Here is a 16,647-nt window from a genome sequence, read left to right on the forward strand (position 1 = left end):
CGAAGCCGATCAAAGAATTCGTTTTCCGAACGTGCTCGCGGTCAGTTCGGCAGCGAGTGTTGCCGTCTCGTTTGCCTCGTCTAAAATCGGGTTGACCTCGACGACGTCCATCGATCTGAGTATCCCGTCGGTCTCGTCGCGTCGCGAGATCGCCTCGAGCGCGGCGTGGGCTTCCCGGTAGGTGACGCCGCCGCGGACGGGGGTGCCGACGCCGGGGGCCGCCCTGGGGTCGAGCCAGTCGAGGTCGAGGCTGACGTGGACGCCGTCGGTCCCGTCGGTCGCGACCGCGAGCGCGTCTTCGACGACCGCGGAGACCCCCCGCTGATCGATGTCGGACATGGTGAAGGCCGTCATCTCACTCTCTTGAATCAGTTCACGCTCGCGCTCATCGATGCTCCGAAGGCCGACGTAGGCGATCGACGACTCCCGAAGTCGGGCCGCGGGCGCCCACTCGGTTTCCCCGAACGCGCCGCGGCCGAGGGCAGCGGCCAGTGGCATCCCGTGGACGTTCCCGCTGGGTGACGTTTCGGGCGTATTGAGGTCCGCGTGGGCGTCGAACCAGATCGCGCCGAGATCGGTATCCCGCGCCGAGCCGTTGAGCGACCCGATCGCGACCGAGTGGTCGCCACCCAGAACGAGGGGGAACGCGCCGTCCGCGAGCGTCGCCGCGACTCGATCGCCCACGCGCGAACAGACGTCCTCGATTTCCCGGAGGAATTTCGCGTTTCCCCGAGTGGGTTGGCCGGCGTCCGGATCGCGTTCCTCCGCGCGCGGCATCGAAATATCGCCGTCGTCGATCGCTTTGACGCCCGCTCGCTCGAGGCCCTCGGCCAGGTCCGCGTATCGAATCGCCGAGGGCCCCATATCGACACCGCGGCGGTTCGCCCCGTAGTCCATCGGTGCGCCGATGATTCTGACGGTTCGTCCCATACGTACGCTACGCCGTCGACCGGTTTGGTCGTGGCGGTGTCGACGGTGACTGTCGTGACGATCCAGTCGATGCGTTTCGCGGTGATTCGCCGGGAGCGACGATCCGGTCCGACGCTGGCGATAGCTTTAGGGTTAGACGCGTCTAATCCCGGGACAGCATGATGCTGAGCGACGTGATGGAAGACTACCTCAAAGCGATCTATCAGCTCCAGCGCGAGACGGACGATCGGATCAAGACCTCCGAAATCGCGTCCGAGCTGGACGTCACGTCGCCGACGGTCACGAGTATGCTCGACAAACTCGAGGCGCGCGAACTCGTCGACCGCGAGAAGTACCGCGGGGTGACCCTGACCGACGAGGGTGAAACCGTCGCCCTGGAGGTCGTCCGCCACCACCGGCTGCTCGAGGCCTACCTCACGGAACACCTCGATTACGACTGGTCGGAAGTCCACGCGGAAGCCGATCGGCTCGAACATCACATCAGCGAGAACTTCGAGGCCCGCGTCGCCGACGCCCTTGGCGAGCCGACGGTCGACCCTCACGGATCGCCGATCCCCGGCGCGGACCTCGAGCCGCCGGAACGACCCGACGGCGAGGCCATCACCGAGTTCGAGGCGGGGGCCGTCGTGACCGTCGCCGAAGTCGCCGACCAGGATCCCGACGTGTTGTCGTATCTCTCCGATCACGGCGTTCAACCGGGTGTCGAACTCGAGATTCTCGAAATCGCTCCGTTCGGGATGGTGACGGCTCGGTCGAGCGACGCGGACGAGCCGGTCTCGCTCCCCGAGTCCGTCGCCCATCACGTTCGCGTTGCGACGCCCGCGGAGCCCACACCGTCGTCGTAGGTGACGGGAATCACTCGAGCGGTTCGGTCAGTGTGAGCTGGTTCCAATCGAACGGATGCCAATTGCTGTGGAGCGAACGAACCGAAACTTCTTCGCAGCGCCGGCTCAACCGTCACAATACTGCCAAAGCGCTCGGCTCACCCGCCGGGTTTAAGGAATCCAAATACGAATATATCACTATGTCATCCATCGAACTCACCCCCAGCCAGAAGAAAATCCTCCGCGCGCTGACGAACCTCCACAAGGAGACCGAAGACGCCATCAAAGGGGAGGATATCGCCGAACAGGTCGACCGCAATCCGGGGACGATCCGTAACCAGATGCAGAGTCTCAAAGCGCTGCAACTTGTAGAGGGCGTACCGGGGCCGAAAGGCGGCTACAAACCAACGGCCGCCGCCTACGAGGCACTCGAGATCCAGCAGATGGACGAGCCCGCAGCGGTCCCAATGCAACACGAGGGCGAACCCGTCGATGACACCATCATCGAGGAGATCGATCTCTCGAGCGTCCACCATCCGGAACTTTGCCGCGCGGAGATTCACATCCAGGGTACCCTCAGCGACATTCACGAGAACGATGCCGTCACGGTCGGCCCGACGCCGCTTTCGAAACTGGTTATCGAAGGCACCGTCGACGGGAAAGACGATACGAACAACATTCTCATCCTGCGCATCGACGACATGGTCGCGCCCGCCGAAGAACCGGCACACTGAACGGGCGGTCGGCCGCGTTCACCACGCTTCTCCGCCGAGCGCCTGTGCTGGCGTTCGACAGTTGCGACGCGAAAACGATCGGGAGTGGGTCGGTATCGCGACGGGACCGCGAGCGGTCAGTTCTGGTCGTCCGCGTCGTCCGAGTTGTCGACTGCGTCGTCCGAGTCGGCGACCGCTGACGCCGGAATCACGTCGACGCTCGCGACCGCGTCGCCGTCCTCGACTTCCATCACGATCACGCCCATCGTGTTCCGACCGACGGTCGAGATTTCATCGACTCGCGTCCGGACGATCTGGCCGCGCTCGCTCATCATCACGAGTTGATCGTCCGTGTCGACCGCCTTCACGGCCGTGACGGGCCCGTTGCGTTCGCCCGTCTTGATGTCGATTAACCCCTTGCCGTACCGTGACTGGGTGCGGTACTCGGAGAGCAGCGTTCGTTTGCCGTAGCCGTTCTCCGTGACCGTCAGCAACGCCTGTCCGTCGTTCTCGTCCGTGGCGACCAGTCCCGCCACGGCGTCGCCGTCCTGGAGCTTGATGCCGTTGACGCCGCGGGCGTTCCGCCCCATCGCGCGGACCTCGTTCTCGTCGAAACGGATCGTCATGCCGCCCTCGGTTGCGATGACGAGGTCCCGGGAGCCGTCCGTCACGTCGACGTCGACCAGTTCGTCGCCCTCCTCGAGGTCGGCCGCGATGATCCCCGTCGAGAGGATATTGTCGAACTCCTCGCCGGCGGTGCGCTTGACGTAGCCGTGTCGGGTGACCATCGTCACGAACTCGTCGTCGTCGAAGGCGTCGGTGTCGACGATAGCCGTGATATCCTCGCCGGGATCGAGATCGAGGATGTTGATCGCCGATTTCCCGCGCGCGGTCCGGCCCATCTCCGGAATCTCGTAGGTCTTGAGCCGGTAGACTTCGCCCTGATTCGTAAAGCAAAGCAGGTAGTCGTGGGTGTTGGCCCGGAAGACCGTCGTAACCCGGTCGTCCTCCTTGACGTCGGCGCCGATGATCCCTTTGCCGCCCCGACCCTGGGGGTCGAAGCCGTCGATCGGCATCCGCTTGACGTAGTCGTCTTCCGTCATCACGACGAAGACCTCCTCCTCGGGGATGAGGTCCTCGTGGGTGACCGTCCCCTGATCCTCGACGATCGAGGTTCGGCGGTCGTCGGCGTACTCGTCTTTGATCTCGCGGAGCTCGTCTTTGATGACGGCGAGCAGTTCGGACTCGCTCTCGAGGATCGCAGTCAGGCGCTCGATTTCGACCTGCACGTCCTCGTACTCGGATTCGATCTCGGCGGCCTCCATCGAGGTGAGACTGCCGAGTTGCATCCGGACGATGTGGGTGGCCTGCTCCTCGGAGAAGTCGTAGGCCTCCCGCAGCGCCGCTTTCGCGGCCGACCGGTCTTCGCTGTTCCGGATCAGTTCGACGACGTCCTCGGCGTTTTCGACGGCCGTCATCCGGCCCTCGAGGATGTGCGCTCGGTCTTCGGCTTCCTCGAGGTCGTACTCGCTGCGCCGCCGGACGACCTCGCGTCGGTGGGAGATGTACTCCGCTAAGGTCTCCTTGAGCGAGAGTACGCGGGGCTGGCCGTCGACCAGCGCGAGGTTGATGACGCCGAAGGTCCGCTCTAAGTGGTTCTCGAGCAGTTTGTTCTCGACGACCTCTGCGTTCGCGCCGCGTTTGAGTTCGACGACGACGCGGACGCCGTTGCGGTCGGACTCGTCGCGCAGGTCGGAGATGCCCTCGATCTCGCCCTCGTTGACGTCCTCGGCGATGCGCTCGACGAGGCGGGCCTTGTTGGCCTGGAAGGGGAGTTCGGTGATGACGATCCGCTCGCGGCCCGACTTCCACTCCTCGACTTCGAACTCGGCGCGGACCCGGAGTCGCCCGCGGCCGGTCTTGTAGGCCGAGTAGATGGCGTCCCGGCCGACGATGTTCGCCCCCGTCGGGAAGTCCGGCGCCTTTACGTGGTTCATCAGGTCGTCGACGGTCGCGTCGGGGGTGTCGATCAACTCGATCGTCGCGTCGATAACCTCTCCCAGATTGTGCGGCGGGATGTTCGTCGACATCCCGACCGCGATCCCCGAGGAGCCGTTCACGAGGAGGTTGGGGAACGCCGCGGGCAACACGTCGGGTTCTTGCAGGCGGTCGTCGTAGTTCGACGAGAAGTCGACCGTGTCCTTGTCGATGTCCTCGAGCAATTCCTCGGCGAGCGGAGCCATCCGCGCCTCAGTGTATCGCGGCGCGGCGGCGGGGTCGCCGTCCATCGAGCCGAAGTTCCCCTGGCCGTCGACCAGCGGATAGCGCATCGAGAAGTCCTGGGCCAACCGGACCAGGGTGTCGTAGATCGCGCTGTCTCCGTGGGGGTGGTAGTCACCCATCGTCTCCCCAACGATCGAGGAGGACTTGCGGTGGCTGCTCCCGGAGGAGACGCCCATCTCGTGCATCGCATAGAGGATGCGCCGGTGGACGGGCTTGAGCCCGTCGCGGACGTCGGGGAGGGCGCGACCGGCGATGACGCTCATCGCGTAATCGATGTAACTCTGCTCCATCTCGTTTTCGATACGGACGTTTTCGACTGACCGTGCCTCTACGTCCGTCGGATCGGGTACGTCTGAACTCATGTGGTTACGTCAAATCGTCTCTCTCAGATGTCGATCCACTCTGCTTCCGGCGCGTGATCCTTGATGAACTGCTTGCGGGGTTCGACGGCGTCGCCCATTAGGACGGAGAACATCTTGTCCGCCGCGGCCGCGTCCTCGATCGTGATCTGTTTGAGGATGCGGTTATCGGGGTTCATCGTCGTGTCCCAGAGCTGTTCGGGGTTCATCTCGCCGAGGCCCTTGAACCGCTGGACCTGCGACGCGTTCCCGTTGCACTTCTCCTCGATGATCTCGTCGCGTTCCGCTTCAGTCATTGCATCGTAGGTTTCGCCGCGATACCGGATGCGGTACAGCGGCGGCTGGGTCGCGTAGACGTAGCCGCCCTCGAGCAGCGGGCGCATGTGCCGGTAGAAGAACGTCAACAGCAGCGTCCGGATGTGCGCGCCGTCGACGTCGGCGTCCGTTGCCATGATGATCTTCTTGTAGCGGACGTCCTCGACGTCGAACTCGTCGCCGATCCCCGCGCCGATCGCAGTGATCATATTTCGGATCTCGTCGTTCTCGAGGATCCGGTCCAGACGGTGTTTCTCGACGTTGAGAATCTTCCCCTTGATGGGGAGGATAGCCTGAAAATCTGGATTTCGGGCCTGCTTTGCGCTGCCGCCCGCGGAGTCCCCCTCCGCGATGAACAGTTCCGCTTCGTCCGGATCTTTGGTCTGGCAGTCGGCCAGTTTGCCGGGGAGGGAGGTCGAATCGAGTGCCGACTTCCGGCGCGTCAGTTCCTCGGCCTTCTGGGCGGCCATCCGGGCCTTGGCCGCCTCGACGGCCTTCATGACGATCGCCTGGGCGGTGTCGGGATGTTCCTCGAAGTAGGTGCCAAGTCCCTCGTGCATGGCGCTCTCGACGATCCCGCGGACTTCGCTGTTGCCGAGTTTCGTCTTCGTCTGGCCCTCGAACTGGGGATCGGGGTGTTTGATCGAAATAACCGCGGTGAGTCCCTCCCGGATGTCCTCGCCAGTGAGGTTATCCTCGAGATCAGAGAGCAAACCGTTCTCGTTGGCGTAGTCGTTGACCGTCCGGGTCAGCGCGGTTTTGAACCCGGTAAGGTGGGTTCCGCCCTCGCGGGTGTTGATGTTGTTCGCGAAGGCGTGGATCGACCCCTGTAGTTCCTGGGTTGCCTGCATCGCCACTTCGACCTGGACGTTCTGGTCTTCGTCCTCGAAGTAGATGATGTCGTCGTGCATCGCCGAGCGCGTCTCGTTCAGATACTCGACGAACTCGCGGATGCCACCGTCGTACTCGTAGGTCTCGGAAACGGGTTCGCCCTGGTCGTCGTCCTCGCGCTCGTCGCGGAGCGTGATGCGGACCCCCGAGTTGAGGAAGGCCAGTTCCCGCAGCCGGTTCGAGAGCGTCGAGAACGAGATATCACCCGTCTCGAAGATGCCCGTGTCGGGCCAGAACTGGATCTGCGTGCCCGTCTCCTCATCGGGCTCCATGTCGCGGACGCGCTCCATGTCGCCGACGGGTTCGCCGCCTTCGAAGGCGTGGCGGAAGACGCCGCCGTCGCGCTTGACCTCGGCCTCGAGGCGTTGGGAGAGGGCGTTGACGACGCTCACGCCGACCCCGTGGAGGCCGCCGGAGACCTGATAGGACTTGTTGTCGAACTTGCCGCCGGCGTGGAGGACGGTCAGAATGACCTCGAGTGCGGGGCGGTCGTACTCCTCGTGTGTGTCGACGGGGATGCCGCGGCCGTCGTCGGCGACGCTCACCGAGCCGTCCTCGTGGATGGAGACGGTGATGTCGTCGCAGTGGCCGGCCAGTGCCTCGTCGATCGAGTTGTCCACCACTTCGTAGACGAGATGGTGGAGGCCTCGAGAATCGGTAGAGCCGATGTACATCGCCGGTCGCTTTCGCACAGCCTCCAGGCCCTCGAGGACCTGAATCTGTCCGGCGCCGTACTCGCTTTCCTGGGACATGTAAAACCTGCTTTCGGGTAGCGCCCCTGCCCTAATAAAAGTCACGTGTACGCGCGCGAGCGCGAGCAGTCGAGCGACCGAGAGGGCGATCCAATACCTACCGAAACGGTCTAGATGACCGCGTCGAAGTCGTTGTGGCCCTGGATGTCGACGCCCTCGTCCGTGACCTCGGCGAGGAAGACGCCGTTGCCGGAGCCGGTGTCGCGCTCGACGGCGCTCTTGATGGCTCGAGCGGCGACCGTCCCTGCTTCCTCGAGCGAGAGGTCCTCGGCGTACTCGTTCTCGAGGAGGCCGTAGGCCAGTTGCATCCCGCTACCGGTGACCGTGTAGTCGTCGGCCATCACGCCGCCTGCGGGGTCGATGCTGTAGACGTGGCTGCCCTCGCTATCGACGCCGCCGAGGATGGGATTGATCGCTCGGAACGGGCCGCCGCGGGCGAAGTTGCCCGCGAGCGTCGCCAGTGCCTCGATCGGCATCGGCTCGCCGCGGCGGGATTCGTAGAGGTTGACCTCGGCGCGCAGCGTTCGGATGAACGACTGTGCGCCGCCGACCGAGCCGACCAGCGTCAGCGCGCCGGTGGGGTGGATCTGCTCGACCTTCTGGACGTCCTTGTTCGAGACGAACCGCCCGCCGAGGCTGGCGCGCATGTCCGTCGCGATGACGACGCCGTCGTCAGTCGTGATGCCAATCGTCGTCGTCCCCGTGGAGTTGACGTTCTCGCCGTAGTCGTCTCCCTGACTGCCGTCGGGGAGCGAGCCCAGTTCGGGTTCGTACGGCGACGGGTCGTCGTTGCCCTGCGGCGTCGACGGCTGGGTCCAGTTATTCATCGGACTCCTCCTCCGTCTCGTCGATCTCTGCCAGGATCGACTCGAGGTGGTCGGTGTCGACCGAGTGGAACGACTCGTCCTCGGTCGTGATCGTCGCGACGTCGACATCTTCGGCGTTGACGACCCCGTCTTCGGGTTCGCTGAGCGCGCTCACGGCGAGTTCGATGCCGCCGTCGACGTCGAGATCCTCGCGGTAGTGCTCCTCGAGGTAGCCCTGAATGGTGTCGCGGTCGCCGCCGATGGCCGCCGCCTTCCACTCGTAGTCCGTTCCCGAGGGGTCGGTCTCGAATAGTTTCGGCTCGCCGGCGTCGATTCCGCCGACGAGGAGCGCGACGCCGAACGGGCGGGCACCGCCGGTCTGCGTATACTCCTGAATGTGGTCGGTGACGGCTCGCGTCAGCGTCTCGACGCCGATCTGCTGGCCGTAGCGGAGCTGTTCGCCCTGTGCGCGGCGACGGGCGAGATCGACGAGTTGGCGCGCGTCGGCGACGTGGCCGGCGCTCGCGACGCCGACGTGATCGTCGGCTTTGTGGATCTTTTCGACGCTCTCGCGCTCCATGAGCGGAGAGCTGATCTGTCGATTCGCGGCGAGGACCACGCCGTCGGGCGTGCGGAGACCGACGCTCGCGGTTCCGCGTTTGACGGCCTCGCGGGCGTACTCGACCTGGTAGAGACGTCCGTCCGGGGAGAAGATGGTGATCCCCCGATCGTACGCCTGCTGATTGGATTGTCCTTGCATAGTCTTCACCTCGGGTAAGGGATAGACATATATAGGCCTTCTTCTGAAGGCAACTTCATCGGCTCGTCGTTCGGCACGGACCCCGAAGAAAAGGGTGCCGAGCACGCTTCCGGCGCGTGGAAGCGCGCGGCGCGAGAGAGCGAGATTTCGTGGTCGACAGTGAACCGACATCCAGAGAGGGGAGCGCTCGACGGTTACCGACGGTCCAACTCGATAGTGCTCTCGGTCTTCCGTCGTCCATCTCCCGATACGCGGGTTTACGCTCGTGATTCGCGTCTCCCACTCGCGTAACTACCGCACTACTCAAACCGGCGATATGAACGGTCGACTGCTATCTCAAGCTTTCCACTCAAACGGATCACCGCCATTGGTTTCGATACAGCATTCCGCACTCCAGTACACCGGTGACGGCGGACCGGTCGAGTCACCCCGAGAACGCAGCCCTGCGTGGGCTCGAGGTGTCGGCAGCCCTCTCGGATTTATGAAACCAGATACACATGTATACACACAGCACCGGAGTCGGCGTTCCCGTCGAAACGAGAATAGATCCCATTCACCGATGCGGACTCGCGCTCTCTCGTCTCCCGAACGGTTCCAGAGCCGAGTCCGCCTTCAGTCCGCCCGTATCGAGTACCGACCTCGGGTTGCGAACCGAGTGGACTCCGAGTCCCGACGCGAACGACCCCCGATTCGCCCCTCGAGGTGAGCGAACGTGAGCGAACAGTCGGCGTCGACACCCACGTCGACATCGACGGTCGTCGACGTCGTTCCCGGCGGGGAAGCGATCCACGGGGCGCTCTACAGGTACGGGTTAGGCGTGCTGTTCGCTGCGAACGTATTCGGCGCGGGATCGGTCTACATCCTCGCCGACACGGGTGCGAACTTCGCGTTCTCCCTGCTGTGGGTGTTACCGCTCGCGTTCCTCGTCGACATCGCGCTGCACGACATGAGCGCGCGACTCGCGACCGAGGACGAACCGCTCGCCGACTACATCGTCGACGTGCTCCCGATCGGGGGAACGACGCTCCTCGTCGGCATCTCGCTGATGTCCGGGCTGTGGGCCGTCTCGAACTACGCGGTCGCCGGTGCGGCACTGGCCTGGCTCGTTCCCGGCCTCGACAACGTCCTCGTCGGGATCGTTCTGGCGGCCGGGACCGGCATCGCCATCGTACAAATGAAGGTCTACGACCGAATCGAAGCGGCGATCGCCGCGATGGTGTTCGCCGTCTTCAGTTCGTACGGCCTGTTGCTGCTGGGCCTCGACGTGCCGTGGCAATCGGTCGCCGCCGGCCTGCAGCCGATACTCCAGACCGAGATCGGGTATCTCACCGCGATTATCGCACTGCTCGGGACGACGGTCTACTGGCCGAACTTCTTCATCCAGTCGAGCATCCAGCCGACCAAGGAGTGGACCGACATCTGGGAGTACCGTCGGGACAACGCTGCCGGAATCGCGACGACGCTCGTCATCGGTAGCTTCGTCATGATCGTCTCGGCGGTCACCCTCTCTGGGGGAGACATGACGCTGACAGGCCCCGGAGAACCGCTCGCGGCGATTCTCGGCGATTACGCGCTCGTCGTGTTCATCCTCGCGGCGTTTCTCGCCTCGATCTCCTCGGCCACTGGGACGCTGTTCGGTGCCGGGTTCATGGTCCCACAGGCGCTCGGTCGGGACACGGTCTTCGGCGACGCCGCGTTCCGTCGAACCGTCATCGCACTGATCGTCCTCTCGGCGATCACCGCGCTTCCGCTGCTCGCCTACACGGGCTTTGGCCCCGTCGAACTGGCGATCGTCATGCCGGCCGTCAACGGTGCGATCGGTCTGCCGGTCACCGTCTTCGCGCTCATCGGTGCCGTCAACAAATTCCACGACATCGACTGGTACGAAAACGTCGCGTTCATCGCCGCGGGCCTCGTGTTGCTCGTCGGCAGCCTCCTGACCGTCCAGTCGCTGTACGAAACCATCGTGAACATTCTCTGAGGGCTCGAGCGGGAACGGAGAGCGGAGCAGAGACAGGGGTGATACCGGAAGCGAACACCTCCCGCGAGCAGGCGGGAAGCAGAAGGTAGGAGTAGCGCGGGAACCGACCAAGGTGTATCGATACGCGATATGCTCGCGCTCCCCTTCGACCTCCCCCTGGTCCTGTTGCTCGTCTCGATCGCCTTCTTCTCGGGGATCGGCATCACCACCATCGGCCCGGGCGGAATCTTCGTGACGATCGCGCTCTACTCCCTGACGTCGCTCCCCTCGAGCCAAGTCGCCGGCACCGCCCACGCCACGTTCGTCGTCACCGGACTCGTCGGGAGCGCCGCCTACCTCCACTCCGGGGAGATGAACACCGGTGAGAGCCGCGCGATCGCGATCGTCCTCAGCGGCGCGAGTATCCTCGGCGCGCTCGTCGGTGCGTACATCAACACTTTTGTTCCGCGCTCCGTGTTCGGATTCTTGCTCGGCGGAGTCGCGACGGCCGTCGGCGGGATCATCCTGTATCGCGAGCGCCGCGGGTTCAGCCCGATCTACGATCTCGAGCCCCTGACTCGAGGCGGCCGGATCGTCCTGGCGGGACTCGGATTCGCCCTCGGCGTCTGCAGCGGCCTGCTGGGGATCGGCGGGCCGGTGCTGGCCGTGCCGGCGCTGGTACTGATCGGCGTTCCGATGTTGCTCGCGGTCGCGGTCGCACAGGTCCAGTCGATCTTCATCGCGACGTTCGCGGCGTCGGGCTATTTCCTGCAGGGAAATGTCCTCGTTCCGCTCGCGGTCGTCATCGGCGTGCCGCTCCTGTTCGGCGTCGTCGTCGGGTGGCGAGTCGCCCACGCCATCGATCCCGAGCGGCTGAAGGTCGCGCTGGGTGTCGTCCTGCTGGGCGTCGGCCCCTATCTCGCCCTGTGAGCGTCGGCCCGTCACGTCGCAGTGAACCAGACTGAAGGCGACGCGCGTGGACGTCGACACATCCCCATGTCACCGCGGATCCTCGTCCCGTTCGACGACTCCGAGCCCGCTCGCGACGCCCTCGAGTACGCGTTCGATCTGTTTCCCGACGGCGAGTTCGTCGCGCTGGCCGTCGTCGACACCACCTCGTTGCCGTACATTCCGAACGTCGCGGACGATGCCGAGATGAGCGACGACGCGCGAGTGCTATTAGACGACGCCGCCGACCAGTTGGCCGCGGCAGAGGCCATCGCCGACGAGCGCGGCGTCGCCGTCGAAACGGGGACGCGAATGGGAACACCGGCCCAGGAGATCCTCGAGTACGCCGAACGCGACCCCGTCGATCACGTCGTTATCGGCAGCCACGGCCGATCCGGCGTCGCACGGATCCTGCTGGGCAGCGTCACCGAGGTGGTCGTCAGACACTCGCCAGTGCCGGTGACGGTCGCTCGATGACGTCGCTGTCGTGCCGTGACGACTCCGACGCATCGTCCGCCTCGAGACCCTGCACACACGGGCCACGGACTCTTTGCGACGAGTGACCGATATCGGCTCGAGAGAACCATGAGCGAGTACGACGGCACGGAAAACCCCGAGACGCCCTGGCGGGACGACGGCGCGTCCGAAGACGACGGCCGCGGCGACGACGAACTGACCGGGAGCGACCGAACGCCGTTCGGACCGAACCCGGGCGAACGCGGGACGTGGCTCGCGGCGGCCGCGGGTCTGCTCGGGCTCGCGGTACTCGTTCAGGCCCGCGTCCTCGAGCTCGCTGCGAGCCAGTTCTGGAACGATGTCTTCGTCGGTGCGACGCTGTTCCTCGCCGGTGCGTACAACTACTACCGCCGATCGAACGAGGAGTTCGGGAGCATCGGCGTCGCGTCCCTCGTCGCACTCCTCGGCCTGTGGCTCGTCGCATCGCCGTTCCTGCTGGGGGCCGGGTCGGGCATCGCCGAGACCGCGAGCGAACTCGGCTTCTGGACCGACGTCATCGTCGGGGTACTCGCGTTCGGGATCGGATCGTACAGCGCCTACGCGATCCGCGATCGGCGTCGCCGCGTGGACGTGCGGAGAACGGCGACGTGATCTCTCGCGACCCGACGCCACGGTCGCGTCGCCGTCGGTTTCGGTGACTGTGGCACATTCCGGCAAAATCCACTTATCCCCCGTTCTGGTACGGTGATCCGATGCTTCCGCTCGTCGCGATAGCACTCGCTGTCATCGGTGGCGTGGTTGTACTCGAGGTCGTGTCGTACCGAGCGCTCGAACGGATCCCCTCGGTGGCCACCGAGGAATTCCCCGAGATCGATCGAGAGTTACTGGGGAAGTTCAGCAGTTTCGACCCCGAACTTGGATGGGTCCCACAGCCAAACCGGGAGAAACAGAAGGACACGGGGGATCACCTCCCGGGCGAGGAGCTCCGCAGCGTCGTGACGTACTCGACCGACGAGTACGCGAGTCGGGTGTGCCCCGCGAAAGAGCGCGACCCCGACGCCGACCGCACGGTCTCGACCTACGGCGACTCCTACTGTTTCTGCCGGGAGGTAGACAACGACGAGACCTTTCAGAACTATCTCGCACAGGAACTCGACACCCACGTCGCCAACTACGGCGGGGGAAACTACGGGATCGATCAGGCGCTCATGCGGCTCAAACGCCAGTATCCCGACGACCCGACCGACCACGTCTTCATGGTCGTCACCGCCTCATCGATCGCCCGCATCCTCAGCGTCTGGAAACACTATCAGGAGTTCGGCAACATTCTCGCGGTCAAACCCCGATACGTCCTCGAGGACGGCGACCTCGAGCGCGTCGAGAGTCCCGTCGACGAGAAGGAGGAGCTGCTCGACCTCGAGTCGAAGGCCGACTTCCTCCGGGAGTACGACTTCCACTATAAGCACTGGTTCCGACCGCACTTCGCGACGCGACCGTACACCGCGGACTTCCTCGAGAAGAACGAGCACCTCCGGTACGCCGGCTACACGGCCGGGAAGGAACTCGAGCGCCGCCTCGGCCGGTCGGTTCCGGGTATCGACTTCGACCTGGCCCAGACCCAGTCGGCGCTGCGGTTGGAGCGGCCTCGGGTGCGGTATCACGAGCGACTGTTCGACACCCACGAGGACCTGTTCGACGCGCTCATCGAGGAGTTCGTCGACTACGCGGACGAGCAGGAGTTCGAGCCGACCTTCGTGATGGTTCAGCAGCTCCGGTACGCGAAATACGAGTCCGAACACGGCCCGATCTACGGCGACTTGATGGATCGACTCGATGAGAAGTACGATGAACTGACGACGATCGACATGGCCACGCACCTCTCGCCCGACGACGGCGACGTCGAGTCGCTGTACGTCGAACGCGGGGAGGGCGGCCACTACAGTCCCGAAACGAACGCCGAAATCGCACAGGTGCTGGCAGCGGTCGTTGAGGAGCGTGCAGTCGTGAAATGAATCCCGTCTTCCTCGTCGCTGGCATCGTCATCCTCGTCGGTGCGATCGTGGACATCCTGTGGACGACCCTCTGGGTCGACGGGGGCTCCGGTCCGATCTCCGGCCGACTGACGACGGTTATCTGGCGCGGTCTCCGGATCGTAACGCGGGATCACAACAGAGCCCTCAGCCTTGCCGGACCGATAATCCTCACTTTTACGCTCGCGATGTGGATCGGGCTCATCTGGATCGGCTGGACGCTCATCTTCGCGAGCGAGTCGATCGCCGTGGTGAACTCTCGCACCGGCGGCCCCGCCGACTGGTGGGGGCGGTTCTACTACGTCGCCTATACGATGTTCACCGACGGTAATGGCGACTACACCCCGGTGTACGGCGGTAACGTCTGGGAGGTTGCCAGCGCGTTTACGACGGCTTCCGGCATGGCATTCGTCACGCTCGGCGTTTCGTACGTACTTACCGTCCTTGGGGCCGTCTCCGACAAACGTTCCTTCGCCAGCACCGTCACAGGACTGGGAGACCGAAGCGAAGCGCTCGTTCGAACGGGCTGGACCGGCGAGGACTTCCAGGGCCTCGAGCTGACCGTCGAGTCCCTCGCGTCGGAGCTGAGCCTGCTCGCCGAACAGCACAAATCCTATCCGATCCTCCACTACTATCACAGCGAAGACGGCGAGCAAGCCGCCGCCGTCGCCGTTCCCATCCTCGATGAAGCGCTCATGCTCTTTCAGTACGGGATTCCGGACGAGCAAAGCCTCGATCCGGCGATCATCGCAACCGGTCGCTCGAGCGCACAGAGTTACCTCGAGACGCTCGACGAATCGTTTATCGAACCCGAGCCGGCTGTCCCACGCGCGCCGGATCTCGGTCGGCTCCAGGAGGACGACATTCCGACCGTCTCGGACGAGGAGTTCGCCGAGGCCCTCGCGGAGGTGACCGATCGCCGCCGTCGCCTGCTTGCCGTGGTCGAAGCCGACGCGTGGGAGTGGCCGCCGCTCGAGGAGTGAGACGGGCTGCCGTAACTGCGTCCCGGCGCACCCGCGACCCACCGTGCGGGTGCGCCGGGACTGACTGCCAGTCGTGCATCTGAGCAGGGCCGAGATTCATTGTGTTCGGCGACCACTCACCCGGTATGGAGGAGTACGACTTTCTCGTCATCGGCTCCGGCTCCGGCCTCGACGTGGCGAACGCCGCAGCGAACCAGGGACAGTCGGTCGCGGTCGTCGAGAAGGGGCGACTCGGCGGCACCTGCCTCAATCGCGGCTGTATCCCGTCGAAGATGCTGCTGTACCACGCCAACGTCATGGAGACGATCGAGCACGCAGACGAGTTCAAGATCGACGCCACGGTAACCGATGTCCAGTTTGCCGACATCGTCCGCGAAGTCAACGAGGACGTTCACGGCAGTTCGGACTCGATCCAGCGTGGTCTCAGTTCGTCCGACCGCCACGAGCTGTACGAAGCGGAGGGTCAGTTCGTCGACGACCGAACGCTCGAGCTCTCGGGCGGAGATCACGACGGCGAACGCATTCGCGCGGACACCGTCCTCGTGGCGGCGGGTACGCGCCCAGCGATTCCACCGATCGACGGCATCGAGACCGTCGACTCCCTCACCAGTACCGAGGCACTCCAGTTGGAAACGCCGCCGGAGCACCTCGTCATCGTCGGTGGCGGCTACATCGCCGCGGAACTGGCCCAGTTCTTCGGCACGTTCGGGAGCGACGTGTCGATCGTTGGCCGTCGGCCGAACCTGCTTCCGGATGCCGACGAAGAAGTGGCCACAGCATTCACCGAACGCTACGCCGACCGGTTCGACGTGTACACCGGCTACGAGGCCACCGACGTCTCGGAGGCGGACGGTTCGATCACCGTCGAGGCACGCCCCTACACGTACGGCGATGGCGGCGATGCGAACTCGGAGGAGCCGGTCTCAGTCACCGGCGACGAACTGCTCGTCGCGGCCGGTCGGGTTCCGAACACCGATACGCTGAACCCCGAAGCCGCCGGTATCGAAACAGACGAGGCTGGGTTCGTCGAGACCGACGAGTACCTGCGGACGACCGCCGACGGCGTCTGGGCGCTTGGCGACATCGTCGGCGAGTACCTGCTGAAACACAACGCGAATCACGAGGCGCGGGCAGTCGCGCGCAATCTGTTCGGCGACGAACTCGAGCCGGTCGATTACTCCGCCATGCCCTTCGCCGTCTTCGCCTCGCCCGAGGTCGCCGGCGTCGGATTGACCGAACAGGAACTTCGTGTGAGCGATCAGGAGTACGCGAAGCGAACCTACCGGTACGAGGAGACGGCTCGCGGGAGCGCGATGAAAGCGGAGGGCTTCGTCAAGCCGATCATCGACCTCGAGGGAGAGATTCTCGGCTGTCACATCATCGGTCCCGAGGCTTCGAACCTGATCCAGGAGGTCGTCGTGGCAATGACGGCTGGCTCCGGAACGATACAGGACATCAGGGAGTCGGTACACATTCACCCCGCGCTCTCCGAGGTCGTTCAGCGCGCGTTCTCCGGGCAATTCACTCGGGGTGGTGGGCACGAACACGGCCACGGCTACGGTCACGACCACGATCACGGTCAGAGTCAGTAAACTACCCACCCTACTTCGCTTACCCCATAGGGGGTTCGCTCGTTG

At 64.5% G+C, this 16,647-nt stretch carries 14 protein-coding genes; 9 read left to right on the forward strand and 5 right to left on the reverse strand.

Annotated features, from left to right (window positions below; all coding sequences use genetic code 11):
• Positions 1-9 precede the first annotated feature (9 nt).
• Positions 10-930 carry an arginase gene (gene rocF / locus ACEWFR_RS00425; protein WP_374059195.1) on the reverse strand — a complete coding sequence of 307 codons (921 nt, stop codon included), beginning with the start codon at positions 928-930 and terminating at the stop codon, positions 10-12.
• A gap of 158 nt (positions 931-1,088) precedes the next feature.
• Between rocF and ACEWFR_RS00430 the strand changes: the two genes are divergently transcribed.
• Both ACEWFR_RS00430 and ACEWFR_RS00435 read left to right on the forward strand, forming a co-directional pair.
• Entirely contained in the window at positions 1,089-1,775 is a 687-nt protein-coding gene (locus ACEWFR_RS00430; RefSeq protein WP_374059196.1) for a metal-dependent transcriptional regulator, read from the forward strand.
• A gap of 179 nt (positions 1,776-1,954) precedes the next feature.
• Positions 1,955-2,488: an Rrf2 family transcriptional regulator gene (locus ACEWFR_RS00435; RefSeq protein ID WP_098726536.1), complete on the forward strand. Its 534-nt coding sequence runs from the start codon at positions 1,955-1,957 to the stop codon at positions 2,486-2,488.
• 116 nt (positions 2,489-2,604) lie between these two features.
• Here ACEWFR_RS00435 and gyrA read toward each other — a convergent pair whose 3' ends face one another.
• The 4 genes from gyrA to psmA all read right to left on the reverse strand — a co-directional run bounded on the left by gyrA (position 2,605) and on the right by psmA (position 8,633).
• Complete coding sequence (gene gyrA, locus ACEWFR_RS00440; protein ID WP_374059197.1) at positions 2,605-5,112, reverse strand: DNA gyrase subunit A; 2,508 nt, start codon at positions 5,110-5,112, stop codon at positions 2,605-2,607.
• A gap of 23 nt (positions 5,113-5,135) precedes the next feature.
• Complete coding sequence (gyrB, locus tag ACEWFR_RS00445) at positions 5,136-7,067, reverse strand: DNA topoisomerase (ATP-hydrolyzing) subunit B (RefSeq protein ID WP_374059198.1); 1,932 nt, start codon at positions 7,065-7,067, stop codon at positions 5,136-5,138.
• Positions 7,068-7,177: 110 nt separating this feature from the next.
• The gene (gene psmB / locus ACEWFR_RS00450) at positions 7,178-7,894 is read right to left on the reverse strand and encodes an archaeal proteasome endopeptidase complex subunit beta (RefSeq protein WP_374059199.1); all 717 of its coding nucleotides are present in this window, start codon (positions 7,892-7,894) and stop codon (positions 7,178-7,180) included.
• Positions 7,887-8,633 (reverse strand): archaeal proteasome endopeptidase complex subunit alpha, encoded by a 747-nt coding sequence (gene psmA / locus ACEWFR_RS00455; RefSeq protein ID WP_374059200.1) that lies wholly within the window; start codon positions 8,631-8,633, stop codon positions 7,887-7,889. The genes psmB and psmA overlap by 8 nt, the downstream gene beginning before the upstream one ends.
• A 712-nt stretch (positions 8,634-9,345) precedes the next feature.
• Here psmA and ACEWFR_RS00460 point away from each other — a divergent pair.
• The 7 genes from ACEWFR_RS00460 to ACEWFR_RS00490 all read left to right on the forward strand — a co-directional run bounded on the left by ACEWFR_RS00460 (position 9,346) and on the right by ACEWFR_RS00490 (position 16,602).
• The gene (locus ACEWFR_RS00460) at positions 9,346-10,614 is read left to right on the forward strand and encodes an NRAMP family divalent metal transporter (RefSeq protein ID WP_374059201.1); all 1,269 of its coding nucleotides are present in this window, start codon (positions 9,346-9,348) and stop codon (positions 10,612-10,614) included.
• Positions 10,615-10,743: 129 nt separating this feature from the next.
• Positions 10,744-11,523, forward strand: coding sequence for a sulfite exporter TauE/SafE family protein (locus ACEWFR_RS00465; RefSeq protein WP_374059202.1), 780 nt, complete (start codon positions 10,744-10,746; stop codon positions 11,521-11,523).
• A 66-nt stretch (positions 11,524-11,589) separates the two neighbouring features.
• The gene (locus ACEWFR_RS00470; protein ID WP_374059203.1) at positions 11,590-12,018 is read left to right on the forward strand and encodes a universal stress protein; all 429 of its coding nucleotides are present in this window, start codon (positions 11,590-11,592) and stop codon (positions 12,016-12,018) included.
• A gap of 108 nt (positions 12,019-12,126) precedes the next feature.
• Complete coding sequence (locus ACEWFR_RS00475; RefSeq protein WP_374059204.1) at positions 12,127-12,648, forward strand: hypothetical protein; 522 nt, start codon at positions 12,127-12,129, stop codon at positions 12,646-12,648.
• A gap of 101 nt (positions 12,649-12,749) precedes the next feature.
• A complete protein-coding gene (locus ACEWFR_RS00480; RefSeq protein WP_374059205.1) occupies positions 12,750-14,009 on the forward strand; it encodes a hypothetical protein in 1,260 nt (419 codons plus the stop codon).
• Complete coding sequence (locus ACEWFR_RS00485; protein WP_374059206.1) at positions 14,006-15,010, forward strand: two pore domain potassium channel family protein; 1,005 nt, start codon at positions 14,006-14,008, stop codon at positions 15,008-15,010. Before ACEWFR_RS00480 ends, ACEWFR_RS00485 begins: the two co-directional genes overlap by 4 nt.
• Before the next feature lie 125 nt (positions 15,011-15,135).
• Positions 15,136-16,602, forward strand: coding sequence for a dihydrolipoyl dehydrogenase (locus ACEWFR_RS00490; RefSeq protein ID WP_374059207.1), 1,467 nt, complete (start codon positions 15,136-15,138; stop codon positions 16,600-16,602).
• Positions 16,603-16,647: the final 45 nt, after the last annotated feature.

It is taken from the genome of Natrinema sp. H-ect4, assembly GCF_041894845.1.
In the GTDB taxonomy this organism is placed as follows: Archaea; Halobacteriota; Halobacteria; order Halobacteriales; family Natrialbaceae; genus Natrinema.

What these genes read in the sequence shown, in the direction of transcription:
- rocF (WP_374059195.1), bottom strand. Translation starts at nt 930, where the DNA reads ATGGGACGAACCGTCAGAATCATCGGCGCACCGATGGACTACGGGGCG.
- ACEWFR_RS00430 (WP_374059196.1), top strand. Translation starts at nt 1,089, where the DNA reads ATGATGCTGAGCGACGTGATGGAAGACTACCTCAAAGCGATCTATCAG.
- ACEWFR_RS00435 (WP_098726536.1), top strand. Translation starts at nt 1,955, where the DNA reads ATGTCATCCATCGAACTCACCCCCAGCCAGAAGAAAATCCTCCGCGCG.
- gyrA (WP_374059197.1), bottom strand. Translation starts at nt 5,112, where the DNA reads ATGAGTTCAGACGTACCCGATCCGACGGACGTAGAGGCACGGTCAGTC.
- gyrB (WP_374059198.1), bottom strand. Translation starts at nt 7,067, where the DNA reads ATGTCCCAGGAAAGCGAGTACGGCGCCGGACAGATTCAGGTCCTCGAG.
- psmB (WP_374059199.1), bottom strand. Translation starts at nt 7,894, where the DNA reads ATGAATAACTGGACCCAGCCGTCGACGCCGCAGGGCAACGACGACCCG.
- psmA (WP_374059200.1), bottom strand. Translation starts at nt 8,633, where the DNA reads ATGCAAGGACAATCCAATCAGCAGGCGTACGATCGGGGGATCACCATC.
- ACEWFR_RS00465 (WP_374059202.1), top strand. Translation starts at nt 10,744, where the DNA reads ATGCTCGCGCTCCCCTTCGACCTCCCCCTGGTCCTGTTGCTCGTCTCG.
- ACEWFR_RS00470 (WP_374059203.1), top strand. Translation starts at nt 11,590, where the DNA reads ATGTCACCGCGGATCCTCGTCCCGTTCGACGACTCCGAGCCCGCTCGC.
- ACEWFR_RS00475 (WP_374059204.1), top strand. Translation starts at nt 12,127, where the DNA reads ATGAGCGAGTACGACGGCACGGAAAACCCCGAGACGCCCTGGCGGGAC.
- ACEWFR_RS00480 (WP_374059205.1), top strand. Translation starts at nt 12,750, where the DNA reads ATGCTTCCGCTCGTCGCGATAGCACTCGCTGTCATCGGTGGCGTGGTT.
- ACEWFR_RS00485 (WP_374059206.1), top strand. Translation starts at nt 14,006, where the DNA reads ATGAATCCCGTCTTCCTCGTCGCTGGCATCGTCATCCTCGTCGGTGCG.
- ACEWFR_RS00490 (WP_374059207.1), top strand. Translation starts at nt 15,136, where the DNA reads ATGGAGGAGTACGACTTTCTCGTCATCGGCTCCGGCTCCGGCCTCGAC.